General features: G+C 69.5%; 15 protein-coding genes and 4 pseudogenes. 12 read left to right on the top strand and 7 right to left on the bottom strand.

Annotated elements, in window-relative coordinates:
* Nucleotide 1 precedes the first annotated feature (1 nt).
* A complete protein-coding gene (locus DEP02_RS12530) occupies nucleotides 2–445 on the bottom strand; it encodes an effector-associated constant component EACC1 (RefSeq protein ID WP_157977435.1) in 444 nt (147 codons plus the stop codon).
* Nucleotides 446–1,461: 1,016 nt separating this feature from the next.
* Nucleotides 1,462–1,917 carry an Lrp/AsnC family transcriptional regulator gene (locus DEP02_RS12520; protein ID WP_112467395.1) on the bottom strand — a complete coding sequence of 152 codons (456 nt, stop codon included), beginning with the start codon at nucleotides 1,915–1,917 and terminating at the stop codon, nucleotides 1,462–1,464.
* Between the two features lie 70 nt (nucleotides 1,918–1,987).
* On the opposite strand from DEP02_RS12520, the pseudogene DEP02_RS12515 reads away from it, so the two are divergent.
* A pseudogene (locus tag DEP02_RS12515) lies at nucleotides 1,988–2,443 on the top strand (Tn3 family transposase); the annotation flags it as partial.
* A gap of 123 nt (nucleotides 2,444–2,566) precedes the next feature.
* On the opposite strand, the gene DEP02_RS12510 reads toward DEP02_RS12515, so the two are convergent.
* Together DEP02_RS12510 and DEP02_RS12505 are read right to left on the bottom strand one after the other, a co-directional pair.
* Complete coding sequence (locus tag DEP02_RS12510; protein ID WP_112467394.1) at nucleotides 2,567–3,151, bottom strand: DinB family protein; 585 nt, start codon at nucleotides 3,149–3,151, stop codon at nucleotides 2,567–2,569.
* Between the two features lie 112 nt (nucleotides 3,152–3,263).
* Nucleotides 3,264–4,052, bottom strand: coding sequence for a class I SAM-dependent methyltransferase (locus tag DEP02_RS12505; RefSeq protein ID WP_198668411.1), 789 nt, complete (start codon nucleotides 4,050–4,052; stop codon nucleotides 3,264–3,266).
* Nucleotides 4,053–4,321: 269 nt separating this feature from the next.
* Here DEP02_RS12505 and DEP02_RS12500 point away from each other — a divergent pair, with 269 nt between their 5' ends.
* On the top strand, nucleotides 4,322–4,591 hold the full coding sequence (locus DEP02_RS12500; protein WP_112467392.1) for a type II toxin-antitoxin system Phd/YefM family antitoxin: 270 nt from the start codon (nucleotides 4,322–4,324) through the stop codon (nucleotides 4,589–4,591).
* On the top strand, nucleotides 4,581–5,048 hold the full coding sequence (locus DEP02_RS12495; protein WP_112467391.1) for a type II toxin-antitoxin system VapC family toxin: 468 nt from the start codon (nucleotides 4,581–4,583) through the stop codon (nucleotides 5,046–5,048). Before DEP02_RS12500 ends, DEP02_RS12495 begins: the two co-directional genes overlap by 11 nt.
* Nucleotides 5,049–5,296: 248 nt before the next feature.
* Here DEP02_RS12495 and DEP02_RS12490 read toward each other — a convergent pair whose 3' ends face one another.
* Both DEP02_RS12490 and DEP02_RS12480 read right to left on the bottom strand, forming a co-directional pair.
* Nucleotides 5,297–5,866, bottom strand: coding sequence for a maleylpyruvate isomerase N-terminal domain-containing protein (locus tag DEP02_RS12490; RefSeq protein ID WP_112467390.1), 570 nt, complete (start codon nucleotides 5,864–5,866; stop codon nucleotides 5,297–5,299).
* Between the two features lie 264 nt (nucleotides 5,867–6,130).
* Nucleotides 6,131–6,448 (bottom strand): hypothetical protein, encoded by a 318-nt coding sequence (locus tag DEP02_RS12480; protein WP_112467388.1) that lies wholly within the window; start codon nucleotides 6,446–6,448, stop codon nucleotides 6,131–6,133.
* A 281-nt stretch (nucleotides 6,449–6,729) separates the two neighbouring features.
* Here DEP02_RS12480 and DEP02_RS12475 point away from each other — a divergent pair, with 281 nt between their 5' ends.
* The 6 genes and pseudogenes from DEP02_RS12475 to DEP02_RS34640 form a co-directional block, all read left to right on the top strand.
* Nucleotides 6,730–7,146, top strand: a complete 417-nt coding sequence (locus DEP02_RS12475; RefSeq protein WP_112467387.1) for a hypothetical protein — start codon at nucleotides 6,730–6,732, stop codon at nucleotides 7,144–7,146.
* Nucleotides 7,147–7,754: 608 nt separating this feature from the next.
* Nucleotides 7,755–9,200, top strand: coding sequence for a serine/threonine-protein kinase (locus tag DEP02_RS12470; protein WP_112467386.1), 1,446 nt, complete (start codon nucleotides 7,755–7,757; stop codon nucleotides 9,198–9,200).
* 300 nt (nucleotides 9,201–9,500) lie between these two features.
* Nucleotides 9,501–10,252 (top strand): annotated as a pseudogene (locus DEP02_RS35315) (transposase family protein); the annotation flags it as partial.
* An 856-nt stretch (nucleotides 10,253–11,108) separates the two neighbouring features.
* Nucleotides 11,109–11,306 carry a hypothetical protein gene (locus DEP02_RS12460; protein ID WP_112467385.1) on the top strand — a complete coding sequence of 66 codons (198 nt, stop codon included), beginning with the start codon at nucleotides 11,109–11,111 and terminating at the stop codon, nucleotides 11,304–11,306.
* Between the two features lie 681 nt (nucleotides 11,307–11,987).
* Entirely contained in the window at nucleotides 11,988–12,188 is a 201-nt protein-coding gene (locus tag DEP02_RS12455) for a hypothetical protein (RefSeq protein ID WP_157977434.1), read from the top strand.
* A 547-nt stretch (nucleotides 12,189–12,735) separates the two neighbouring features.
* Nucleotides 12,736–12,925 (top strand): annotated as a pseudogene (locus tag DEP02_RS34640) (glyoxalase/bleomycin resistance/dioxygenase family protein); the annotation flags it as partial.
* Between the two features lie 132 nt (nucleotides 12,926–13,057).
* Here the strand turns inward: DEP02_RS34640 and DEP02_RS12440 are convergent.
* Nucleotides 13,058–14,755, bottom strand: a complete 1,698-nt coding sequence (locus DEP02_RS12440) for a helix-turn-helix transcriptional regulator (RefSeq protein ID WP_112467382.1) — start codon at nucleotides 14,753–14,755, stop codon at nucleotides 13,058–13,060.
* 111 nt (nucleotides 14,756–14,866) lie between these two features.
* Here DEP02_RS12440 and DEP02_RS12435 point away from each other — a divergent pair, with 111 nt between their 5' ends.
* From DEP02_RS12435 to DEP02_RS12425, 3 genes and pseudogenes are all read left to right on the top strand, one after another.
* Entirely contained in the window at nucleotides 14,867–18,100 is a 3,234-nt protein-coding gene (locus tag DEP02_RS12435) for a M36 family metallopeptidase (RefSeq protein ID WP_112467381.1), read from the top strand.
* A 60-nt stretch (nucleotides 18,101–18,160) separates the two neighbouring features.
* The gene (locus tag DEP02_RS12430; RefSeq protein ID WP_112467380.1) at nucleotides 18,161–19,246 is read left to right on the top strand and encodes a S8 family peptidase; all 1,086 of its coding nucleotides are present in this window, start codon (nucleotides 18,161–18,163) and stop codon (nucleotides 19,244–19,246) included.
* A 205-nt stretch (nucleotides 19,247–19,451) separates the two neighbouring features.
* Nucleotides 19,452–19,838 (top strand): annotated as a pseudogene (locus tag DEP02_RS12425) (helicase-related protein); the annotation flags it as partial.
* Nucleotides 19,839–20,120 lie beyond the last annotated feature (282 nt).

Raw genomic sequence — 20,120 nt, 5'->3', positions numbered from 1 at the left:
GTCAGCCCGCCTCTCGCGACGGACCGACCCGACCGTCATCCTCCGCTGTATTCCGTATCCCCTGTGGGTTCCGCTCCTGCCCGAGCGCTGCAGCGACCCGCTCGGCCAGCTCACTGGTGCCCTCGGCGGTCAGGCCGCGCACCTTCTCCGAGGAGACCACGACCTGCGTACCGTCCGGCCGGATGATGGTGACGGTCTGATTGCCCCGGCGGTTCTGCAGCCACATCACGACGGCCGCGCCCAGTGCAGTCGTCGGACCACCGGGAGCCAGCAGCAGTGCGATCAGCTCCCCCAGCGCGCCCATGGCTCCGTCCGTCGGCGCGGCGGGAGTCTCCCTGCGGACGAACACGCGCAGATCGGGGTCCTGGCGCAGCCACTGGTACAGGTCGTCCGAGGCTCCGGCCGAGTCTCCGTTCCCGGCGTCAACGGCCAGCGTGACTCTCATCTCTTCCCCCTTCAGGTGCAGCACATTTCGTTCTGTCTCAACTGTTCATTGCAGCCTGCTGAGTTGGCAACAGATGAAGGCGCCTGAGCGGCGATGAGGAACATCGGAGGCCGGGACTGCGAGGACCTGCTGGACGTCCTCGGCGTGGACTGTCCTGCCCCTGTCCCTGCGCCGGCAGGGCCGGTGGCTGCGCGGACGGCGGCGTCGTTCAGCACGGAGGCAGAACGAGCTGATCGGCACTCATCCCTGGCCGAGCCGGGCCACCGCCCACACCGCGATCCTCGAGCGAATCGAAGGACCCTGTTGCCCGATTGGGTGAATGCGCACCCCTTCGGTCGTGGGGCGGAGTGGTGTGGTGTCGATGGTGATGGCGATTCTTGAAAACGGCCAGGCATACTCGTCGCCCCACTTGCTCCGGTCTTCAACCGTGTGGGGAGTTGGGGCGAGCGAGGCGAGCCGGGGCCGCCCGCTCGTGGAGTGTGCGGGCCGGGCCGGCCGGTCAAGGGCGCCTGCGGCGGCGCTGCGCGCTGGCCTTCGGCCACCCTGGACAGTCCGTCCCGTCCCTGGATCTGGCTGGCTATCGGGCGGCCCCTCCCTTGTGGCGCCCGTCCGCAGGTCAGGTGCCCTGTGGGTGGGGGGGGATCCACTGAACAGGTGTGGGGTCACCCCCGAGCAAGGGGTGGCCGTTTTCAAGGAGCGTCATCAATGGGAGCTCGGCTCGGGAAGTCCTCGGGCGAGATAGGTGGTCGCGCGTGCGGCACTTCCGAAAGGGTGCATGGCGATGCGGGTGAGGGACGCGTTCGTCCTGCTGTTCGACGACGAGGGCTTCAGGTCTCCGCTCGGCGTCCGTGGCCGCCCCGGTGTCGCTTCCGGGCAGCTGGCTTTGGTGTCCATGTTGCAGTTCGCCGAGAACCAAGGCTGGGCGGCATCGGCTTGGGAAGCTGCGGACATCGAGGGCCTGATGTGGAAGCTTTCTGCCCCGTTGGTCCGTGGAGTCACCCGAGGCGGTGCTGCCGTCACCTTCCGGGCGGGGGCACGTCGGACTTGAGGGTTTTCATCGCGAAGCGGGACTGGAGCTTGGCCAGGCCCGGCGGGGCGAGCAGCCGCTGGGTCATGAACTGCTCGTAGGTTTCCAGGTCGGCGACCGAGATCAGCGCGTGGTGGTCGGGAGCGCCGAACATGCGGTGGCCTTCGACGACCTCGTCGAAGGCCACCGGCTCGGCTTCGAACCGCTCGACCGTGGCGCGGGCCTGGTCGGTGAGTTCGAAGTCGACCTGGACCTCGAAGCCGCGGTTGAGGGCCTTGGGCGTGATGCGGGCGTGGTGGCCGAGGATCACTCCCTGCTCTTCCAGGCGCCTGACTCTGCGCAGGCAAGGCGAGGGCGTCAGGCCGACCCGGTCGGCGAGTTCGGTGTTGGTCAGGCGGCAGTCGCGGCGCAGTTGCTCGATTACTGCGCGGTCGATGCGGTCCACGCACGAAATATGCCGTGGCCGCTACCAGGTGGGCAATGTTCGCAATCGGGTACCCCTGTTCGGACACGAGGGGCGCCTGACTCCGCTGGGTGCGGCGTTCGCGGAGTACGGGCGGACCGCCAAGACCGAGCACCTGCTGCGCGTGGTCGACCCGGTCGACGGCACCTACCGGAGGCAGATGAACCGGCGGCTCACCGTCCAGGAATCCCGCCACAAGCCGGCCCGGGACGTGTGCCACGGCAAGCGCGGCACCATCCACCAGGCGTACCGGGACGGCACGGAGGACCAACTCGGCTCGCTCGGCCTGGTCCTCAACGCCATCGTGCTCTGGACGACCCGTTACATCGACGCCGCCGTCGCCCAGCTCCAGGCCGGGGGCCACCAGATCCGCGAGGAGGACATCACCCGGCTCTCCCCGCTCAAGCACCGCAACCTGAACCTGCTCGGCCGCTACAGCTTCACCGCCTCGGCCCCGGCCGCCGGCGCCCTGCGCCCGCTGCGCGACCCGGACGCGCCCGAGCTGGACGAAGACGACGAAGGCGTGGACGAACGCCCACATCGGGTGGCGCGGGCATATCAGGTGGCCGGGGTGCTCGGAAATCGCAAGCGCCGGTAGGGGAGCCGATGTCAGGCTGCCCGGTATGTCCGACTAGGCCTTGATCGGCGCGGCCGTCCTGGCGGCCTGCTCGATCTTCGCGCAGTAGGCTGCACGGGCTTCCTCGTCGATCTGCTTCTCGTGTTCGGCGCGCAAGCCGGTCCGGCCGTCGAGGCCCTCGCGCAGGATGTCGGCGTGCCCGGCATGCCGGATGGACTCGCCGAGGACATGGACCATGACGGCGAACAGGTTGGTGTCGGCATGAGGCTCCGGCCACCACGGCACGTGGCCGGGGGCGTCGAGGGGAAGCTCGTTGATCGTCGCGTCCGAGTGTTCCCACGTGCGCCGGTAGAACCCGATGATCTGATCGCGGGTCTCGTCCTCGGTCGCCCACAGGTCGCTGCCGTCGGAGTCCTGCCACCGGCACAGCGGTTCCGGGGAAGGGCGGTCGAAGACCTCGCCGAAGTACCTGGCCTCGACGGTGGCCACGTGTTTGACCAGGCCGAGGAGGTTGGTCCCGGTCGCTGTCAAAGGTCGGCGGGCGTCGTATTCGGACAAGCCGTCGAGTTTCCAGAGCAGCGCCTTGCGGTCCCGCCGCAGTCTCCCGTGCAGGTTGACTTTCGCGAATTCATCGATCACGCGGCATGAGCCTGCCATGGGCTGCTCGTGGCCTCAAGATCCGAGCGCCGACGAGGAAGCGGCCGACGGCGAGGACAGCTGACCGCTCCGCAGGGACTGGTCGTTCTGGTTGCTACTCGGCCTGCAGGACGAAGAACAGGAAGCACAGGAAGCGTGGCTTGGCCGCGATGGCCTCGGGGAACATCTCGCGGGCGGCGGGATCAGGATCCGGCTCGCTGACGGCCGTGATCCGGAAACCGGCCCCGGTGAAAGCCTCGATCATCGCGTGCAGCGGCCTGTGCCAGCGACTCACCAGGGCGGTCTGGCCGCCCATGGTCCACTCTACGGTCCAGTTGGTGGTGTCGAAGTAGTTGCACTCGGCCTCGCGGCCGGCCTCGCGGTGTATCAGGTTGATGGCAAAGGGATGGTCGACGGAAGCGATCAGCCGACCGCCGGGCTTGAGTGTGCGTCGCAGCTCGGCCAGCGCCGGCCCCCAGTCCTCCAGGTAGTGCAGCACCAGGGACGCGACTACATCGTCGAACGTGTCATCAGGGTAAGGAAGCGGACTGCCCAGGTCCGTCACCTGCAGGTCCGCACCGTCGCCGAGCCGCTGCCGGGCCAGCTGCAGCATCCCGGCACTCGCGTCGAAGCCACTCACAATGGCGCCACGGTCGCGCAGCGCGGCAAACAGGAGCCCCGAGCCGCAGCCGGCGTCGAGGATCCGCCGGTCGGCCACGTCTCCAGCGAGGGCCAGCATCGCGGGCCGCTCGTAGTAGGCATTGACCAGGTTGGTTTCGTTTGCGGCCGTGTACGCCTCGGCGAAGCTGTTGTAGTCGTTGACCTTCGACGGATCCCCGCTCGCCGCGGACGGCGAGGCCAGCCTGACGGAAATCGCGTGCTCTTGGGGCTCGCTTGAGATCATGGTGCGGAAGACGTGTGCTGCAGCAGTTCGGTTCCTGGCTGCGGCCAACTGCTGCGCAGCGTCGTCGTACGGGTCGATCTCGTCCACCCCGGAGCCCTCTCCCTGTCCGGGCCGCACCGATGCAGTGCACGCTGACCGGAGCGCTTCAGGCCGCCCATGACGACCGCCGGTCCGCCCCGGTCGCTCGCTGCGTTCGCGGCCGGAGGCTTGGCAGCGCAAGCCTTCGGGCGTAGTGCTACCTGGTAGCACAGGGTGCTACCGTGGTCGGTATGAGCGTTCAGCCCGAAATCACCCAGCGGGATCTGCGCAACCGGTCCCGAGAGATCATGGACGCCATACAGGGCGGCCAGTCGTTCACCGTCACCCGTGACGGACACCCGATCGGTCAGCTCGTCCCTCTGCGGCGACGCCGTCGGTTCGTCTCCCGCCAGGAGTTCGCCGCGATGTCCAGGACCGCCCCCGACATCGACCTCGACACGTTCCGCGCCGACCAGGACGCCACGGCCGACCCCTACCTGGACGATCCCTATGCCCGCTGACCGCTCGACGTACGAGCAGGGCCTCCTCGACACCAACATCATGATTCTGCGCCGGTGGGTGGCCCCCGAGGAACTGCCGGACGAAATGGCGATCACCGCCGTCACCCTGGCCGAGTTGTCCGCCGGTCCGCACGAGGTACGTCGCAACGACGAACAGAGCGGCTACGACGAACACGCCGAACGCGCCCGCAGGCTCGATGTTCTGCAACGCGCCGAGAACGAGTTCGACCCCGTCCCCTTCGACGCCGAGGCGGCCCGCGCCTACGGTCGCATCTGTGCCGCGGTGATCAGCGCGGGCCGCAAGCCGCGCCGCCGGGTGGCCGACCTGATGATCGCCGCCATCGCCGTGGCCGAGGGCCTTCCCCTCTTCACCACCAACCCCGACGACTTCAAAGGGCTGGACGACCTCCTCACCGTCGTACCGGTCACCCGCCCGAAGACGCCCCACGAAGGCTGATGCCAGGGCACCGGGTCGGTGGAAGCGCATCGGACTTCGTGGGGCGAGCGTGGCACGGACGCGATCATGCAGCAGGGCCGGTTGGGGGATCAATCCCCCTGACCGGCCCTCGGCGCAGTGTTGTGCTGTGATCGCCCACGAGTCCCCTCCCACAGCAGTTGGGCAAGGGCCACCAGCGCTTGCCCACTCAGCGCTTCGACTGCGCTGCCCAGTGCTGTGACCGCGAAGGTTCGCCGGGGTCAGCTTGGTCAGTCCGATCGGGCTGCTTCCCACCTCCATGAGGTTTGGCGAGGGAGCCCGTCGAGGTCCCCGCGGCCGGTGCACCAGAGAAGTACCTGGGTGGGGTCTCCGGGCGGGCCGCCGGGGAAGAGCCGGTTGAGTACGGCTGCGCTCAGCGGTGCTGGTGGCAGCCAGTCCACGGACAGTCCCTGCGTGATGTCGTAGGTGTGCAGCAGGGTTTCGGCGACGCCCATTGCCGCGAACCCTTCGGGGTCGCACGGGCCCCAGTGCCAGGCCCTCAGGGTCGGGGCGGCTGTGGCCAAGGCACTGCTGAGCAGCCCGCCGCAGGCGGTGACGGCCTGGAGCACCTCAGCCGGTGAGGCGGTGGGGCGGACGTTCAGATCGAAAGGGAGATAGGCGTCGGCGGGCTGTGCCGCCAGCTGCCCTGCGTAGGCCAGCAGGTCGTGGCCGATGTGGGCTGCTGTTTGCCAGCAGGTCCATTCGAGCGGCCCGGCCGGCACCGTCCAGTCCTCGGCGGTATGGGGTCCGAGCACCCGCAGCATCTCTGCCACGGCGGCGTCGACGTCCTGATGGTCCATGCAGAGCTCCTCGCGGTCCGTGTGGTGGGACTGGGCTGTGCCGGCTGTCGATCCTTCACGCCGCCGGGCATCTGGCACGTCCGCCCCAGCGGATGCCCTTCTCGCTGCGGATGCGGGCGCGTTCTTTGCGCTGGGCGCCGAGTACGTCGGGGTGGCGGGCGTTGGTGTTGCGCCGGCATCGAGTTCGAGGAGAAGCACTACGCCAACCAGGCAACAGCCGAACCGGTGAATCTGAAACCCCGCCAAACCGCCCTGACCAGCTAGTCAGCACCTCCCGCACAACGGGGGAAGCTCAGTGGCCGGCGTGGCGGAGGGGCTGATCTGCGGGGCCAGTCCGTACAGGATGCTCGGGCGGATCTCCGGCTGGCCGACGTGGCCGCAGGCGTGCGGGCAGGGCACCCACTTCCGGGGCTGGGCGTACGGCGCGTGCAGGGACTCGCGGGAGTGGGGGGCGGGGGCGTCGGCCGCGCAGCGCCGTTCGACGCGGATCGTGGCGGCCTTGATGCCGGTGGCCTCTTCGACCTCGCGGGCGGTGTGGAGGGGCGGGGCTCCGGCTCTGGGGCCGGAGCTCGATGTGGTCACGGACGGACACGGCGACGGCCGCCTCGCCGGCCAACGCTGCGCTCTCATGGCCGCACATTTGTTCGATCCAGAGGGGTGGGGTTACTTGGTGGTGTTCGCTGGTGGCAGTCGCGTCCGTGGCTCTCATGCGGATGCGGCCGCCGGGCTGGGGCGATGGGCCACGGGACAGGCGAGGGAGCCGGTCAGACACTGGAGTACGATTCCCGTTCGATTCATCGAACGGCTCTGGGGGGTGGGCCTTGAGCGCTCAACTGAGAGAAACCGCAGTGCAGTTGGCAGGCATGCTCTGGAGTCGGCACACCGTGTACCGGGACCGGGCCGGGGGTGTGGTCATCCGGGCAGAGCATGTACAGCGCTGGATCAGCCTCGCATCCTCGGGGCGCAGGGACGAAATCCTGCTCCGTGCGGGCCGGATCCTCGACGGCGGCACCACCGCTCCGGCGCGTGCGGAGACGGTCGTACCGCTCGGTGCCGGCACCGGCGAGCTCGCCACGGCCTGCCGCCGCCTGCTCGCCGAGACCGCCGCCGCCGCACCGCCCGCCCCGGCGGCTCCCGGCCGGACCGAGCGGTCCGAGAAGCCGAAACGGCCCGGGCGGAAAGGGAAACGGATGAGCCTCGCCTCCTGGACGGTCCTCGCCTGTGTGGTCGGCGTCGTCGCCCTGTACGCCTACAGTGCTGCGACGACCGGCGCGGGCTGAGCCCACGGCCGGCATCGGCGAGCCGCCACGCCCGGTGCGCCTCCTTGGGGAAGGCGACCTGGCCGCCGTCGTCAGCAGGTGGCGTCGCTTGGGGCGTGCATGCTTCGTGTCATGGCTGTGACGTTGGTAGAGGCGCTCTTCACAAGGGTGTTGACCTCGCAACCATCCACCGTCACCCGTGACACTCCGGCTTCATGTCGCGCTGTACGTAGTGACCCCGGGCGGGGTCGGGCGCCTGCACTCCGGGGGGAGGTCCGCGGGCGCCGACGTGCAGGGGCAGGCCGGCTCCCCCGTGGCGGGTCTGCCCCTGCACGAAAGGCCGGCCTGGGCGCCCCACACGTGGCAGGGCGTCCGGATGCAGGCATCCGCACTCCTGGCGCGTGAGCAAAGCGACACTCTCCGTGTTCGCTTGGTCGAACTGGTGGGCGGGGTCCTGATAGCCTGCTGCGATCTTGGAAATGGGACCCCGTCGGTGCGTGCCGGCGGTCCGGCTACCGCGCGGTCGCTGCCCTTGACCGGGCGGTATCTCATCGCGCGAACGAGAGGAACCCTGGTGCCCCCGGCCTGGCAGGGTTCGGTCCTGGCAGTCCACTTGGAGGGCGTTCGGCGTGCTGTTGGCGGCTCGGTACCAGCTCGAGGAGCTTCTCGGCCGAGGGGGGATGGGAGAGGTCTGGCGCGCGCGAGACGAGGTCCTTGGCCGTCCGGTCGCGGTCAAGCTGCTCCTGGCCGGCGGCATCGACCCGTCGGCCGCGGCCCGCTTCCGGCAGGAGGCGCACACGACCGCTCGCCTGAGCCACCCCAACATCGTCGCCGTCTACGACTTCGGCCAGGCCGACGACCGTCTGTACCTGGTCATGGAAATGGTCCAGGGGCGCAGCCTGGCCGACCGGCTGGCCTCGGCGGGGGCGCTCGCGCCCCGCGAGGTGGCCGCCATCGGCAGCCAGACCGCCTCAGGCCTGGCCGCCGCACACCGGCAGAACGTCATCCACCGTGACATCAAGCCCGCCAACCTTCTGCTCGCCCCCGACGGCACGGTCAAGGTGGTGGACTTCGGCATCGCCCGCCTCGCCGACGACACGGCGGCCGGGCTCACCAGCGCGGGCATGATCGTGGGCTCCGTCTCCTACCTTGCCCCGGAACGAGCCCTCGGAAAGGACGCCGGCCCGGCCTCCGACATGTACGCCCTCGGCTGCGTCCTGTACGAGCTCCTGGTGGGGCACCCGCCCTTCCGCGCGGACACCCCGACCGCACTGCTCTACCAGCACGTCCAGGAGCTGCCCGCACCGCCGCGCAGCATGGGCGTGGAGATTCCGGCGGAGCTCGAACAACTCGTCCTGGCGCTGCTCGCCAAGGAACCGGAAGCGCGTCCCGACGCCGAACAGGTCGCGGACTGGCTGTCCGCTCCGGGAAGGCGGGGCGCGCCCGCGACGGCACAGCCCACACCACCGCCGTCCTCACGACCGACCGCCGCGGTGGGGCGCACGGCCGTGCTGCCGGCTCCTGCCACACGACGATCCCGCAGGCGTGACTCCCGGTCGCGCACGGTCGCCATCTCGGGACTCGCAGCGGCCGCCCTCGCGACCGTGGGATACCTCCTCTTCCAGCCGGACTCCGCACAGGTGGCCGCTGCCGACTCCCCTGCCACGGTCCAGGGAGCAACTCCGTCCGCCACCGCCCCTGCTTCCTCGTCGCCCGCTGCTTCAGCTGCTTCTCCTCCGTCGAGCCCGTCCGCTGCCGTCGACACACCCGCAGCGTTGTCGAACGACCCCGGGGTGCTGCTCGGCCAGGTGTCCCAGGAACTGAGCACCGCCGCCGGCGAAGGTCGGCTCGATCCGCACCTCGCCGACGATCTGGAACAGAAGGTCTCCCAAGCCCGGGACAAGCTGGCTGAGGGCAGAGAGAAAGGGAAGGACAAGACCAAGGACGTACGCAAACGGGTCCGCGACATCCGGCACAAACTCGCCGACGCCGAGAAGCACCAGGAGTTCACCAGTACCCCCGGGTTCGACCGGCTCCTCGATCACCTCGCATCCGTGGTCGGGGAAACCGACTAGCGATCTTGGTCGCTAGGCCGTTCAGGCCATCCAGGTCAAGCACCGCCGCGCGAACCGCAAGACCGGAGACCCCAGAGCCACGACTCGTGCACACAGCCACGTCGGCGATGTTGCTGGCGTAGGGATACTGGTCGGGCTGCAGGCCTTCGCGGAGGGTGCCTGTGCGCAGCAGCTCGTTCACGTCGGTCTTGGTGGCGGTGCGGACGATGGGTTGGTGCCGCTGCGGGATGCCGTCGAGAGGCATGGCGGAAATGGGGTTCCTTTCGCTTGGTGGGGCGGCCAGACCCGGGGCGGTTCAATCTCGCCGACCTGATACGCGGCCACTTGAAGAAGATCGGCTCCAGATGGCGGGCACTGCCCGCGGGAAAGATTGCGGGCATCGTGCTGGCGGTGCTGCGCTGTGACCAGCGGCCCGGCGACCTGGCCGGCGGCAACCAGATACACCGCACCACCGTCACCCGCTGGGTGCGCGAAGTCGTCGGCCTGCTGGCCGCCCGCGCCCCACGCCTGGACCGCGCCCTGAAGAAGATCGCCCGAACGGGCGGCGGAGTCGTAGTGCTGGACGGCACGCTGATTCGCACCCGGCGCAGGACCGGGAAGGAGAACCGGAAGAACTACTCCGGAAAGCACAAACACCACGGCCTGCTCGTGATCGCGCTCACCGACGACCGGGGCCGGCTGCTGTGGGTCTCGGCGGCCCGGCCCGGACGCACCTCGGAGATCACTGCCTGCCGCCACGACCAGCTTCCCGCCAAGCTGCGGGCGGCCGGCCTCGGGGCCATCGCCGACCTGGGATTCGTCGGCCTCGACGACGGTGATCCCGACGCCGACCCGGCAGTGATCACCGGCTACAAGGCTGCCCGGAACGGCCCCTGACGCGAGGTCAGAAGCTGTCCAACAAGGCGCTGGCGGCCGTGAGGGCGCCGGTCGAGCACGGCTTCGCCCACCTGAAGAGCTGGCGGGTCCTCGGCAAGGTCCGCACCGACCCGACATGGGCGACCGCCCTGGTCAGAGTCCTGCTGGTCCTCACGAACCGCGAAGTCTCCCGATGACCGACGATCTTCACCGAAGTCATCCGCCCACGACCAGCACGAGCATCCCGAACCCCCACGCACACCAGACCCGTGACCAGCAATTTCACGATGCACACCGCTCATTGAGATTCCCCTCGTAGCGTGGGTCTGCCCCTGCTCGAAAGGCCGGCCTGGGCGCCCCACACGTGGCAGGGCGCCCAGGCCTCTTCGGTGGGCGGGGTGACAAGGGGCCGCTCTTCAGACCCGCGGCAGCCTGCCGGCGCAGTCGCCCGGACCGGTCTGCCCATCCCTGCGATGCGTTGCGGCCAGAGGCGGGAACTGGGTGCGGGCGTTCTCCTCTGCGGAGGCGGTCCGGCCGTAGGGACCCCACCCAGTGACCACATGGATGGAGGCCTTGCCGCCGACCAGTGTCGTGGACTCGCTCGCCGAGCAACTGGGCGGCCGGTCCCGCCTTCGCGCGGAAAGTAAACAGAGGGCCGGGCTCTCGCGGACCCGATGGGATGCCGAAAATCCGGTAAACCCTTACACCGTTCACCGTCAGGTCATACCGAACCTGAATATCCGTCATGAATGAGTCAGGAGCCGCTGACTTCGGCGCAGGAGTGACCGCCCTGAGTGCCGGTGGCAACCGTCACGTCTGCACCTGCTCAGCAGAACATGTGAAGGAGTCGGTGTGCTCGGTCACTGCGCGGTCACACCGGTGAAGGCACATTTCGAGCTGCGTCCCGTCCGGGGCTCGGGCGACTGGCCGCCCCCTGGCCGGCCTGCTTTGATCCTCCGCGTAGCGGCAACTCGCGGACACGGATTCGGTACCGGGAGCCGAGCGAGCGAACGCTGCCATTCAAAAGTGCTCATTCGAAGGGAACCACGCGTGATGAACCCCGCCCCCCAGGTTGCGACAGCCGAGATCTCCGACGCCGACCTGGACAACGTCTCCGGTGGCCTCGCGGCCGGCGGCTCCGGCGATCTCTGCGTCGAGACGCCGGTCGCAACCGTCACCTCCGACCTCCTGGCCGTCGCCACCCCCGAGGGCGTTGCGGCGGGCACGGCCGTCCACACCGCCGCTCACTGACAGCAGCGTCCAGCCCGATGGGTCCCGGATCCCCTGGTCCGGGACCCATCGTGGTCTTTGCGCGCCGCGCGGGCGGCAACTACTCGGGAACGCTTCCTGAGATCATCTGGCAGCGCGGTGCGGCTGAAGGCCTCCCCAGTGGCGAGGACGCTGCCCACGTCATGGCGGATGGTGAGCGGTGGTTCTTCGAGTCTGCAGGCCGGCCGGGACCCGGCCGTATCGGCCTACGCAAGGGTTGCAACCGCAAGCCGGGCTGCATCGACCAGGTTGCCCCAGCGGGAGGGCACCGCCACGTGTTCGTGTGGGAGAGCCTCGAAGACTTGATGCTGGTGGCTTCGTTTCAGGCAAGTGATCAGCGGGGCCCCTGGTGCAAGCAGTGGCTCCGGCTTTGTCGGCTGCGCGCCGGTCCCTGGACTGATCACCCAAGTCTGTCCCCGGAGCGCCTCCGGCGGGGCCCTGATCAAGTCCCGCCGGCCTGGACTTGCTTCTACGCCACGGCTGCGCCTCTTCCATTACGGAAGACTGAACCGGTCACACCCCTACCGCTGGGCCTGGATGGCGTGCATGATCCTTTCAAGCCCCCCGCGCACAACGACACACAGACAGAGGGGGCGGTATGAGCCTGAAGGGTCACGGCAGACCCGAGCCAAGGTGGTACGCGCCGGGGACACCGTGACGCTCGTGTCCGTCGAGGGCTGGTACCGCAGCCAAATCCTGGCCCCCGTCGACACGGCGATCACCGAGGCGGCGGCCGGCAAGCTGCGCCAGCATTTGATCGAAACGCAGCTGTGGGTGATGGCGCGGCTCGCCGCCCAGTCCGCCGAGGACCTCGACCTCCGCCAGTGGAACATCTGCCAGGGCGTGGATTCCCGTGCAGCGTGACGGCAGGGCCAACGGGTGATAGCACATCGGCGGAAAACGGCTCGTTCCGGCCGCAGGTACCTCACCATCGGCGACGCCTGTGTCAGAGTGGATCCCACGCCCTCCGACCGGACAGCGGTCGCTCATCAGGCCCGCCTCACTCACCTTTCACCGGCGAGGCGGGTACCGCCCGCGCGGCCGTCAGCAGTCCGACGCGCGTCTTCGGCGGCCTTCGTCACCTGAGGGAGTACGCGATCTGAGTGCTGGGGCCGTTCTATCGCCTCGTCGCAGGCGTCGCTGTCCACGGCCCGCACCTGGCGGAGGATGGCCTTGAACTCCAGCTCGTCGCTGACGTCGGCCGGCGCGGTTCCGGCCCGGCGAGCCCGGGCCACCCAGCTGGCCAGGGTGGTCTCGTTGATCCCTCGCGACCTCGGCTATCGACTTGCCGGTCTCCGTCACGATCCGTACAACCCCCCCCACGGAACTCCGAATCGAACTTCCGTCGCCCCTCCGCCATGACTCCCAACTTCTCCTGCAGTCACGGTTTTCACGCTATGAGGGGAGGGTCAAGGCAGGCCTCGCCATCACCGAGGAGAACGACGACCACCTGTTGCTACGCCCTCCAGGACAAGGTCTGGGTCCACGGCCCGGACCAGGAGCCGCAGGAGGTGTACATCGTCAAGGCGAACGCCGGCACCATGGCCGTGAAGAAGGGCAGTACTTGCTGCTCCGGTCCGGCGTCCGCGGCCGGCTGCTGACCCGCCCATGCCCCATCTGCACATCGGCGAGGCCGCGACCGGAACGGGGGGCCGGTCGCGGCCTCGCGCCGCAGCTTGAACGCCCGGCTGCCGGTCCGCGCCACAACCCGGTGCGCGTTCGTGCTGCCGAGTTCAGTCGAGCTCGCCGACGATGCCGAGTACCAGCGCCAGGCGCCGCTTGGGTACCGAGCCGAACTTCCGGCGGACGTTCATGACGTAGTTGCGCGCGGTGCCGACTGTGATGCCCAGATGGTCGGCGATCTCCACCGCGGTGAGCCCCTGGGCCGCGAGCAGTGCGACGTCGCGCTCACGGGGGGTGAGCCCGGCGTTCACATGGTGGCGCTGGTTTTCCGGCACATGCAGCAGGCCGCGGTGCAGTGAGCGGTTACGGGCGAGCGCGGCGAGTGATCTGTCGGCTCCCGCGGTGGTGAGGAGCTCGGCGGCGCGGTCGCGGGCGCGGGCCCGTTCGGCCGGAGAGGGTGCCACCTTCGCGGCTGCGTGGTAGGCGCGGCCTGCGGTGATCGGCTCGCCCATCTCGACGAGGGCGTCCGCGCCCTCGATCAGAGACGCCCAGCCCCGCTTGCCCGCGAGGTGTCCCTCGACGATCGAACGGATCGCGGCGGCGCGCGGATACGGCGACCAGAGCCGGGACATGGCGGCGGCCTCGGCCCGCGCCGCGTCGGGTGCGATCTCGGTCAGCGCGAGCAGGGCGTCCTCCCAGCCGAAGTGGTGCTCGGTCTCGCGTGCCTTCCGCAGGATCCGGGGCAGTCCGCGCGCCGGGCGCGGCTCGCGGCGAGCATGGCGTGTGTACGCGAGGGTCGCCGCCGCGCTCGCCCCGCACGGGGGCGAGGTCGCGTACGCGACCGTGACGACCGCCTCGAGGTCGTCGTGCTGGAGGCGGGGGGCCGTCTCGAATGTCACCGCGGCGGCGACGGCCGCGCCGAGTTCCCGTATGCCCGGTGCGGCGCCTGCCATCGCGACGGCGGCCTGCTCTCTCGCGGCGTCCAGGTGTCCCGTACGGTGCCGTACGAGCGCCTCGATCGCGGCGAACTTGTTGACCCAGGGGCCCCGGCCCACCACCCGCCCACGGGCGACGGCCTCCAAAGCGGTCGGATAGTCGCCGACGTACGCGGAGGTCAGCGCCCAGTTCAGATAGTTCAGCGCGGCGATCTCCCCGGTGACCGCGTCGAGGTCGGCCGGCAGCAGTGAGGCGGCCTGTTGCCAGCGCTTGGGTGCGCGTTTGCGTCCCTGGTAGGTCTCGACGGCGGCCAGCATCCCGGCGACGAGGGCGATGATCCATGGTTCGCCGGACTGCTGAGCCAGGGTCAGGCCCCGGCGGGCGAGCTGCCGCCGGTAGGAGGGGCTGAGGCCGGCGTCGGAGGGGAAGGACATCCGGCTCAGGGCGAGGGCCTGTCCCCCGATGTCTCCCGCCGCGGTGAACTCGAAGAGGGCCCGGGTGCCGTACTCGGTTATCGCCTTTCCCCGGGCGGCGCGTGCCTGTGCGAGGAGCACGGCACCGCGTGCACGGGGGGTGTGGCATGCGGCGGCCAGGTCGTCGAGGAGCGTCCAGGGGACGGGGCCGGGTGCTCCCCAGCGGGTGAGCATGGAGACCATCTCGGCCAGGGCGACCCGGTCGTCGTCGGCGAGCGGCGGCAGCGACACCAGGGACCAGTGCAGCGCTTCGAAACCGAGGTCGACCCGGCCGCGGAGCGCGGCCGATTCGGCGTGCCGTACGTGTTCCTGGACGGCGGCCGACACGTTCTTGGCGAAGGACGCATGGGGCTGGCCCGGAAGGAGCGGGGGCCGGGCACCGGACACGTTGTCGCTCATGTGCGAGCAAGAATAGGTGCAGTTCTTGGATTGTCCAAGAAGCGGAGTCGAAGCTTTCATTTCCTTCGACGGGACCGCGGCCGTCGCCTCTCTTCCAGCCGAGGACTGCCCATGAACGCATCCCGCAAGTTGGTTGTGTCCGCGCTCACCGCCGCGCTGATGGCGACACCGACGGTCGCCGGCGCCGCAATCGATGACCAGCCGTCCGGCCCGGCGCCGGCCGTCGCCGGTGACATCCCGCGCGAGTCCACCGACGTACGGCGCGACCTGCCGGCCCTGCCACCCACCGAAGAGCAGCTCGCGGCCGTGGCGGCGCTGCTGAGATCCACCCCAGGAGATATATCGCCGGAAATCACCTGGAACGCCATCTACGGCACGCCGCGGACCGTGCGTGCGCCCGGCGGATATCTCACCGGCCCTCAGTCCGGCGAGCCGCTCGCGATCGCGAGGGGCTGGCTGCAGGAGCACCGCGCGGTGTTCGGCCTGTCGGCCGCGGACGTCGAGGCGCTTGCGGTGCGGCGCAACCATGAACTTCCGGGCATCGGCGCCCGGGTGGTGAGTTTCACGCAGACCTTCGACGGCGTCGAGGCCGCGTACGGCGGCGTGATGACGGTGACCGTGTCCAAGGACGGCCGGGTGCTGTCCTACGCCGGCGACCCGGTACGGAGCGGCGGCATGCTCGCCGGGTTCGACAAGTCCCCGGCCGACGCACTCACCGCCGTCGTGTCGTCACTGTCCCCTACGTCCAACTTCGCCCCCAAGTCGACGGGTGAGACCCAGGCCGGCTACCAGGTGTTCGCGGCCGGGCCGTTCGCGCAGGTGCAACGGGTCCGCAAGGTCGCGTTCCCAACAGCCGGCGGCGCCCTTCCGGCGTACAGCGTGCTGTTCATCAAGAGCCTCGACGAGGCGTGGGGCGTGGTCGTCGACGCGGCGACCGGCAAGACGTTGGCCAGGCACTCCCTGGTGCAGCACGAAGGCCCCCTGGAGCCCGAGGGCACGGTATACGAGAACTTCCCGGGCGCTCCTCAGGGCGGCAGGCCGGTCATCAAGAGCTTCGGTGCGAACGCATCGTCGCCGGGCGGCTGGGTCGACCCGACCGGGGCCGCGGGACTTCCCGGCCCCACCACGCTCGGCAACAACGCCAACACCTTCGCGCAGTACACGGCACCCCTGGCGCCGACCGACGAACACAACCGGCCCGTCAGCCCGACGGCGCAGTTCAACTACGCGTTCGGCTCCAACTGGGCCCGCACCAAGGGCCAGACGCTGCCACCCTCGTACGTGCTGGACCGCGACCCCGCCGTGACCAACCTCTTCTACCACCACAACCGGATCCACGACGAGTACTACCAGTTCGGCTTCACCGAGACCGCCGGCAACTTCCAGATCAACAACTTCGGCAAGGGCGGCAAGGGCGGTGACCCGATCAGCGGTCTCGCGCACTCCGGTGCCGCGACCGGTGGCGTGCCGACCTACCTCGGCCGGAACAACGCCAACATGCTGACCCTGCCCGACGGCATCCCGTCCTTCTCCAGCATGTACCTGTGGGAGCCGATCAACGACACGTTCGAGGGCCCGTACGCCGACGGCAACTTCGACCAGACCGTGATCCAGCACGAGTACAGCCACGGTCTGTCCAACCGGTACGTCGGCGGCGGCGGCCTCGGCTCGCTCGGCGGCGAGCAGTCCGGCGCGATGGGCGAGGGCTGGGGCGACTGGTACGCCATCAACCACCTGGGCCGCGAGGGGCTCTACGACAAGGCCGTGGTCGGCGAGTACGCCGTGGGGAACGCCGAGCGGGGCATCCGCAACTGGTCCTTCGACAAGAGCCCGCTGACGTACGGCGACTACGGCTACGACATCACGGGCCCTGAGGTCCACGCGGACGGCGAGATCTGGACCGCCATGCTCTGGGACCTGCGCCGCGCCCTGGTCGACCGGCACGGCAACAAGGCGGGCAGCGACATCGCCGAACACCTCGTGACCGACGCCATGCCGCTGTCCCCGCCGTCGCCGTCGTTCCTCGAGATGCGCGACGCCGTCCTCGACGCAGACACCCTCCGGTTCCACGGCGACAACACCGACGCCGTCTGGACCGCGTTCGCCCGCCGTGGCGCGGGCCTGTCGGCCGCGACAGCGGGACCCGACGACACGGACCCGAAGCCGGGCTTCGACCATGCGGCCCCGTCGCGCAACGGCATGCTCGCCGTCAAGCTGGTCAACGCCTCCACCGGCGAGCCCATCGCCGATGCCCGGGTGATCATCGGTGAGTTCGAGGCCCGGGTGACCCCGCTCGGAAGGACGGGCCCGGGCGGTGCCGTCTCGGCGCCGATGGTCGACGGCACCTACACGATGACCGTCCAGGCACGCGGCTTCGGCATACAGAAGTTCCGGGGCCTTCAGGTGCAGTCGGGCCAGACCACTGCGCGGACCCTCAAGCTGGCGCCGAACCTCGCCTCCCAGCACAACGGCGCGACCGTCGTGAAGACCTCCAGCCAGGACGACGGCCTTCCCGCGAGCTTCCTGATCGACGACACCGAAGCGACCGCCTGGAAGACCAAGGACGAGGGTAAGCCGTACAACGCGGGCGCGAGCCACGTCGCCGAGGTGAAGCTGGCCAAGCAGGCACAGGTCTCCCGCATCGCGGTCAGCACACTCAAGCCGACGACGGCCGGACGTTTCAACGTGACCAAGGACTTCACGGTCCAGACCTCGACCGACGGTGTGCGGTGGAAGACGGTCAAGGCGGGCACGTTCGGTGCCCCGGCTCCGCGGCCGACGGCGCCGGACATGCTGATCCAGACCCTGAAGCTGGACACACCGGTCACGGCGAGCCATGTCCGGGTCTTCATCGACTCCATCCAGGGCGAGACGAAGACGTACGGCGTGCTGTCCGAACTGCAGGTGTTCGGCAACGCCTCCGGTGTCGAGCCGATGCCGTTCACGCCGGGCGAGCCGGTCAGCGAGTCGGGAACGATCCAGGCCGGTGAGCCGCAGGGACAGTGGTACCTCCCCGGCACCGAGCCCTACCGCCCCGGCGCGACCGTGGCCTCGTGGCAGGCCGCCTGCGGCACACCGCCGGCCGCTCAGGGCGCCGACGCGTGGATCATGAAGCTGCCGGCGGGCTGGGGCGACGGACTGCACGTGGCGTCGTACACCGAACCGGAGAGCCAACTGGGCGAGATGCAGATGTTCTTCTACGACTCGGCGTGCAAGCCGATCACCGGCGACTTCGCGGTTCCGGGCCAGAAGGTCGTGATCGCCCCGGGCGCGGCGTACGTCGGACTGCTCTACCTGTACGGCGCCGACTACCAGTTCACCCTTACCGCGCAGCATGCCGGCTGAGTACCCCGTCCAGGCCGTCACCCAGGAGAGGAACACATGTATCGCAGCAGCAAGTTTGCCATGGCCGCGTCACTCATCGGCGCCGCCGCCCTGTTGAGCACATCGGCAGGCCTCGCGCATGCCGGCACCAATGACCCGCTGAGCGGCGACCAGTGGGGCCTGAACCAGGTCCGCGCCGAACAGGCCTGGGCCACCAGCACCGGTGGGGGTGCCGTCGTCGCCGTCGTCGACACCGGGGTGGACCTGACCCACCCCGATCTCAAGAGCAACCTGGTGGCAGGCGCCACGTTCACCGGCTGCGCCACGGCGGGCCAGCCGTGCGGGAACGGTGACTTCCGCGGTCCGGACGGACAGAACAACGGCGACGAGCACGGCACCCACGTCGCCGGCATCGTGGCCGCCGTCGCCAACAACGGCACCGGTGTCGCCGGAGTCGCGCCGAACGCCAAGATCATGCCGGTCAAGGTGCTCGAGGAAGGCAGCGGCACCTTCGAGGACATCGCCGCCGGCATACGGTGGTCGGTGGACCACGGCGCCGACGTGATCAACATGAGCCTCGGCGGGCTCGCGGGAACGCAGGTCATCACCCTCACCGGCCTGGAGTCGTCGGTGACCGAAGCGATCAAGTATGCCAACGCCCAGGGCACCTCGGTCATCGCCGCCGCCGGGAACTCGGCCACCGCGGTCTGCAACACCCCGGCGTGGGAGCCCGGCGCCATCTGTGTGGCTTCGACCGACCGCAACGAGCTGAAGAGCTGGTTCTCCGAACTGCCGAACAAGCTCGACCTGAAGGCCGTCGCCGCTCCAGGGGGCGCGGGACTGACCTCGTGCAAGGACGACATCGTGTCCACCGTGCCGGTCGGCACCGGATCCGCGTCCTGCGGCCAGAAGGACTACGACTACTACGCCGGCACGTCCATGGCCACGCCGCACGTAGCGGGTGTCGCCGCCCTGCTCTTCGCACAGGGCCGGACGCTGGCCAACGTCGAGGACGCACTGCTCGACACGGCCCGCCAGCCGGGCACCGGCATGACGGGCGTCTACTCGCCGGTCTACGGCTGGGGCATCGCGGACGCTGCTGCCGCCGTGAAGTACGCGGGCGCTGCCGCCGGCAAGGCCCGTAAGAGCGGTACGGAGAAGCGCTGAACCGGATCGCTCTCCAGCGAGTGCGTGGGGCGGCCACCCGGGTGTCCCGGGTGGCCGCCTCGCCTTCCACGGGCTCCCAGCGCTCGGTACGGCCCGACAGCCATCCGATCCTGCCTTGACCGACGAGTGCGAGGCCCTGGTACGCCCGACACGGCATCGCCGGATCGAGCTCATCCGGTGAGCGTCCGGAGCGACCGCTTCCGCGCAGCGGCTCGGGGCGCTCCAGGCCGCGCTCCTGCGGGCCATGGCGGACCACAAACTGAAAACCTGCATCACCTTCCACCACCGGACGACGGAGGCGCAGGCGTACGCCGAGGGCCTGGAGCGCGTCACCGGGAAGCTGCACGCGGACCAGCCCGAGAAGTACCCGAAGCAGATCTGGGCGGACTGGCTGTGCGGCGAGCACGTCCCCGAACATCGGCGGCAGGTCCTCGGCGGCTTCGGCACCACCGCGCGGCGGACGGTCCTCTCGAACTGCCGCGTCCTCGGGGAGGGCGTGGAAATCCGGGCCGTGGACTCCGTGGCGCTGCTGGACCCCAAGGGCGCGCCGCACGACATCGTGCAGGCCATCGGCCGGGCACCCAGGCAGAGATGACGTCCCGCGTGATGCAACACCGTTGCGTTATGTCGACTGGCGCTTTGTCAAGTCGATGAACGAGAGGACGGGGCCCCTGGTAGATCCCTGTGGTGTCGAGCCCAGGGATCGTCGCACCGGAGGCCCCGTTGCCGCGCAATTCTGCCAGCTGTGCGCCCACCGCGTCAGATACGTCTGCCCATGCCCCCGGCCACTTAGAGCCCCTAACAAAATAGGGTGTTTGCATTATTCTGGGTGTACTGGTGCGAGTTCGTGCCGATCGGGAGGTGTGTGATGTCC

Source organism: Streptomyces triticisoli (genome assembly GCF_003270085.1).
GTDB classification, from domain to species: Bacteria; Actinomycetota; Actinomycetes; order Streptomycetales; family Streptomycetaceae; genus Streptomyces; species Streptomyces triticisoli.
Note: the sequence above shows the minus strand (reverse complement) of the source record. Positions and strands in the feature narration are given on the sequence as shown.

Coding starts and splice junctions, on each gene's coding strand:
- DEP02_RS12530 (WP_157977435.1), bottom strand. CDS start 445: ATGAGAGTCACGCTGGCCGTTGACGCCGGGAACGGAGACTCGGCCGGA.
- DEP02_RS12460 (WP_112467385.1), top strand. CDS start 11,109: ATGAACCCCGCCCCCCAGGTTGCGACAGCCGAGATCTCCGACGCCGAC.
- DEP02_RS12490 (WP_112467390.1), bottom strand. CDS start 5,866: ATGGACCATCAGGACGTCGACGCCGCCGTGGCAGAGATGCTGCGGGTG.
- DEP02_RS12475 (WP_112467387.1), top strand. CDS start 6,730: ATGCTCTGGAGTCGGCACACCGTGTACCGGGACCGGGCCGGGGGTGTG.
- DEP02_RS12495 (WP_112467391.1), top strand. CDS start 4,581: ATGCCCGCTGACCGCTCGACGTACGAGCAGGGCCTCCTCGACACCAAC.
- DEP02_RS12430 (WP_112467380.1), top strand. CDS start 18,161: ATGGCCGCGTCACTCATCGGCGCCGCCGCCCTGTTGAGCACATCGGCA.
- DEP02_RS12440 (WP_112467382.1), bottom strand. CDS start 14,755: ATGAGCGACAACGTGTCCGGTGCCCGGCCCCCGCTCCTTCCGGGCCAG.
- DEP02_RS12500 (WP_112467392.1), top strand. CDS start 4,322: ATGAGCGTTCAGCCCGAAATCACCCAGCGGGATCTGCGCAACCGGTCC.
- DEP02_RS12505 (WP_198668411.1), bottom strand. CDS start 4,052: ATGATCTCAAGCGAGCCCCAAGAGCACGCGATTTCCGTCAGGCTGGCC.
- DEP02_RS12435 (WP_112467381.1), top strand. CDS start 14,867: ATGAACGCATCCCGCAAGTTGGTTGTGTCCGCGCTCACCGCCGCGCTG.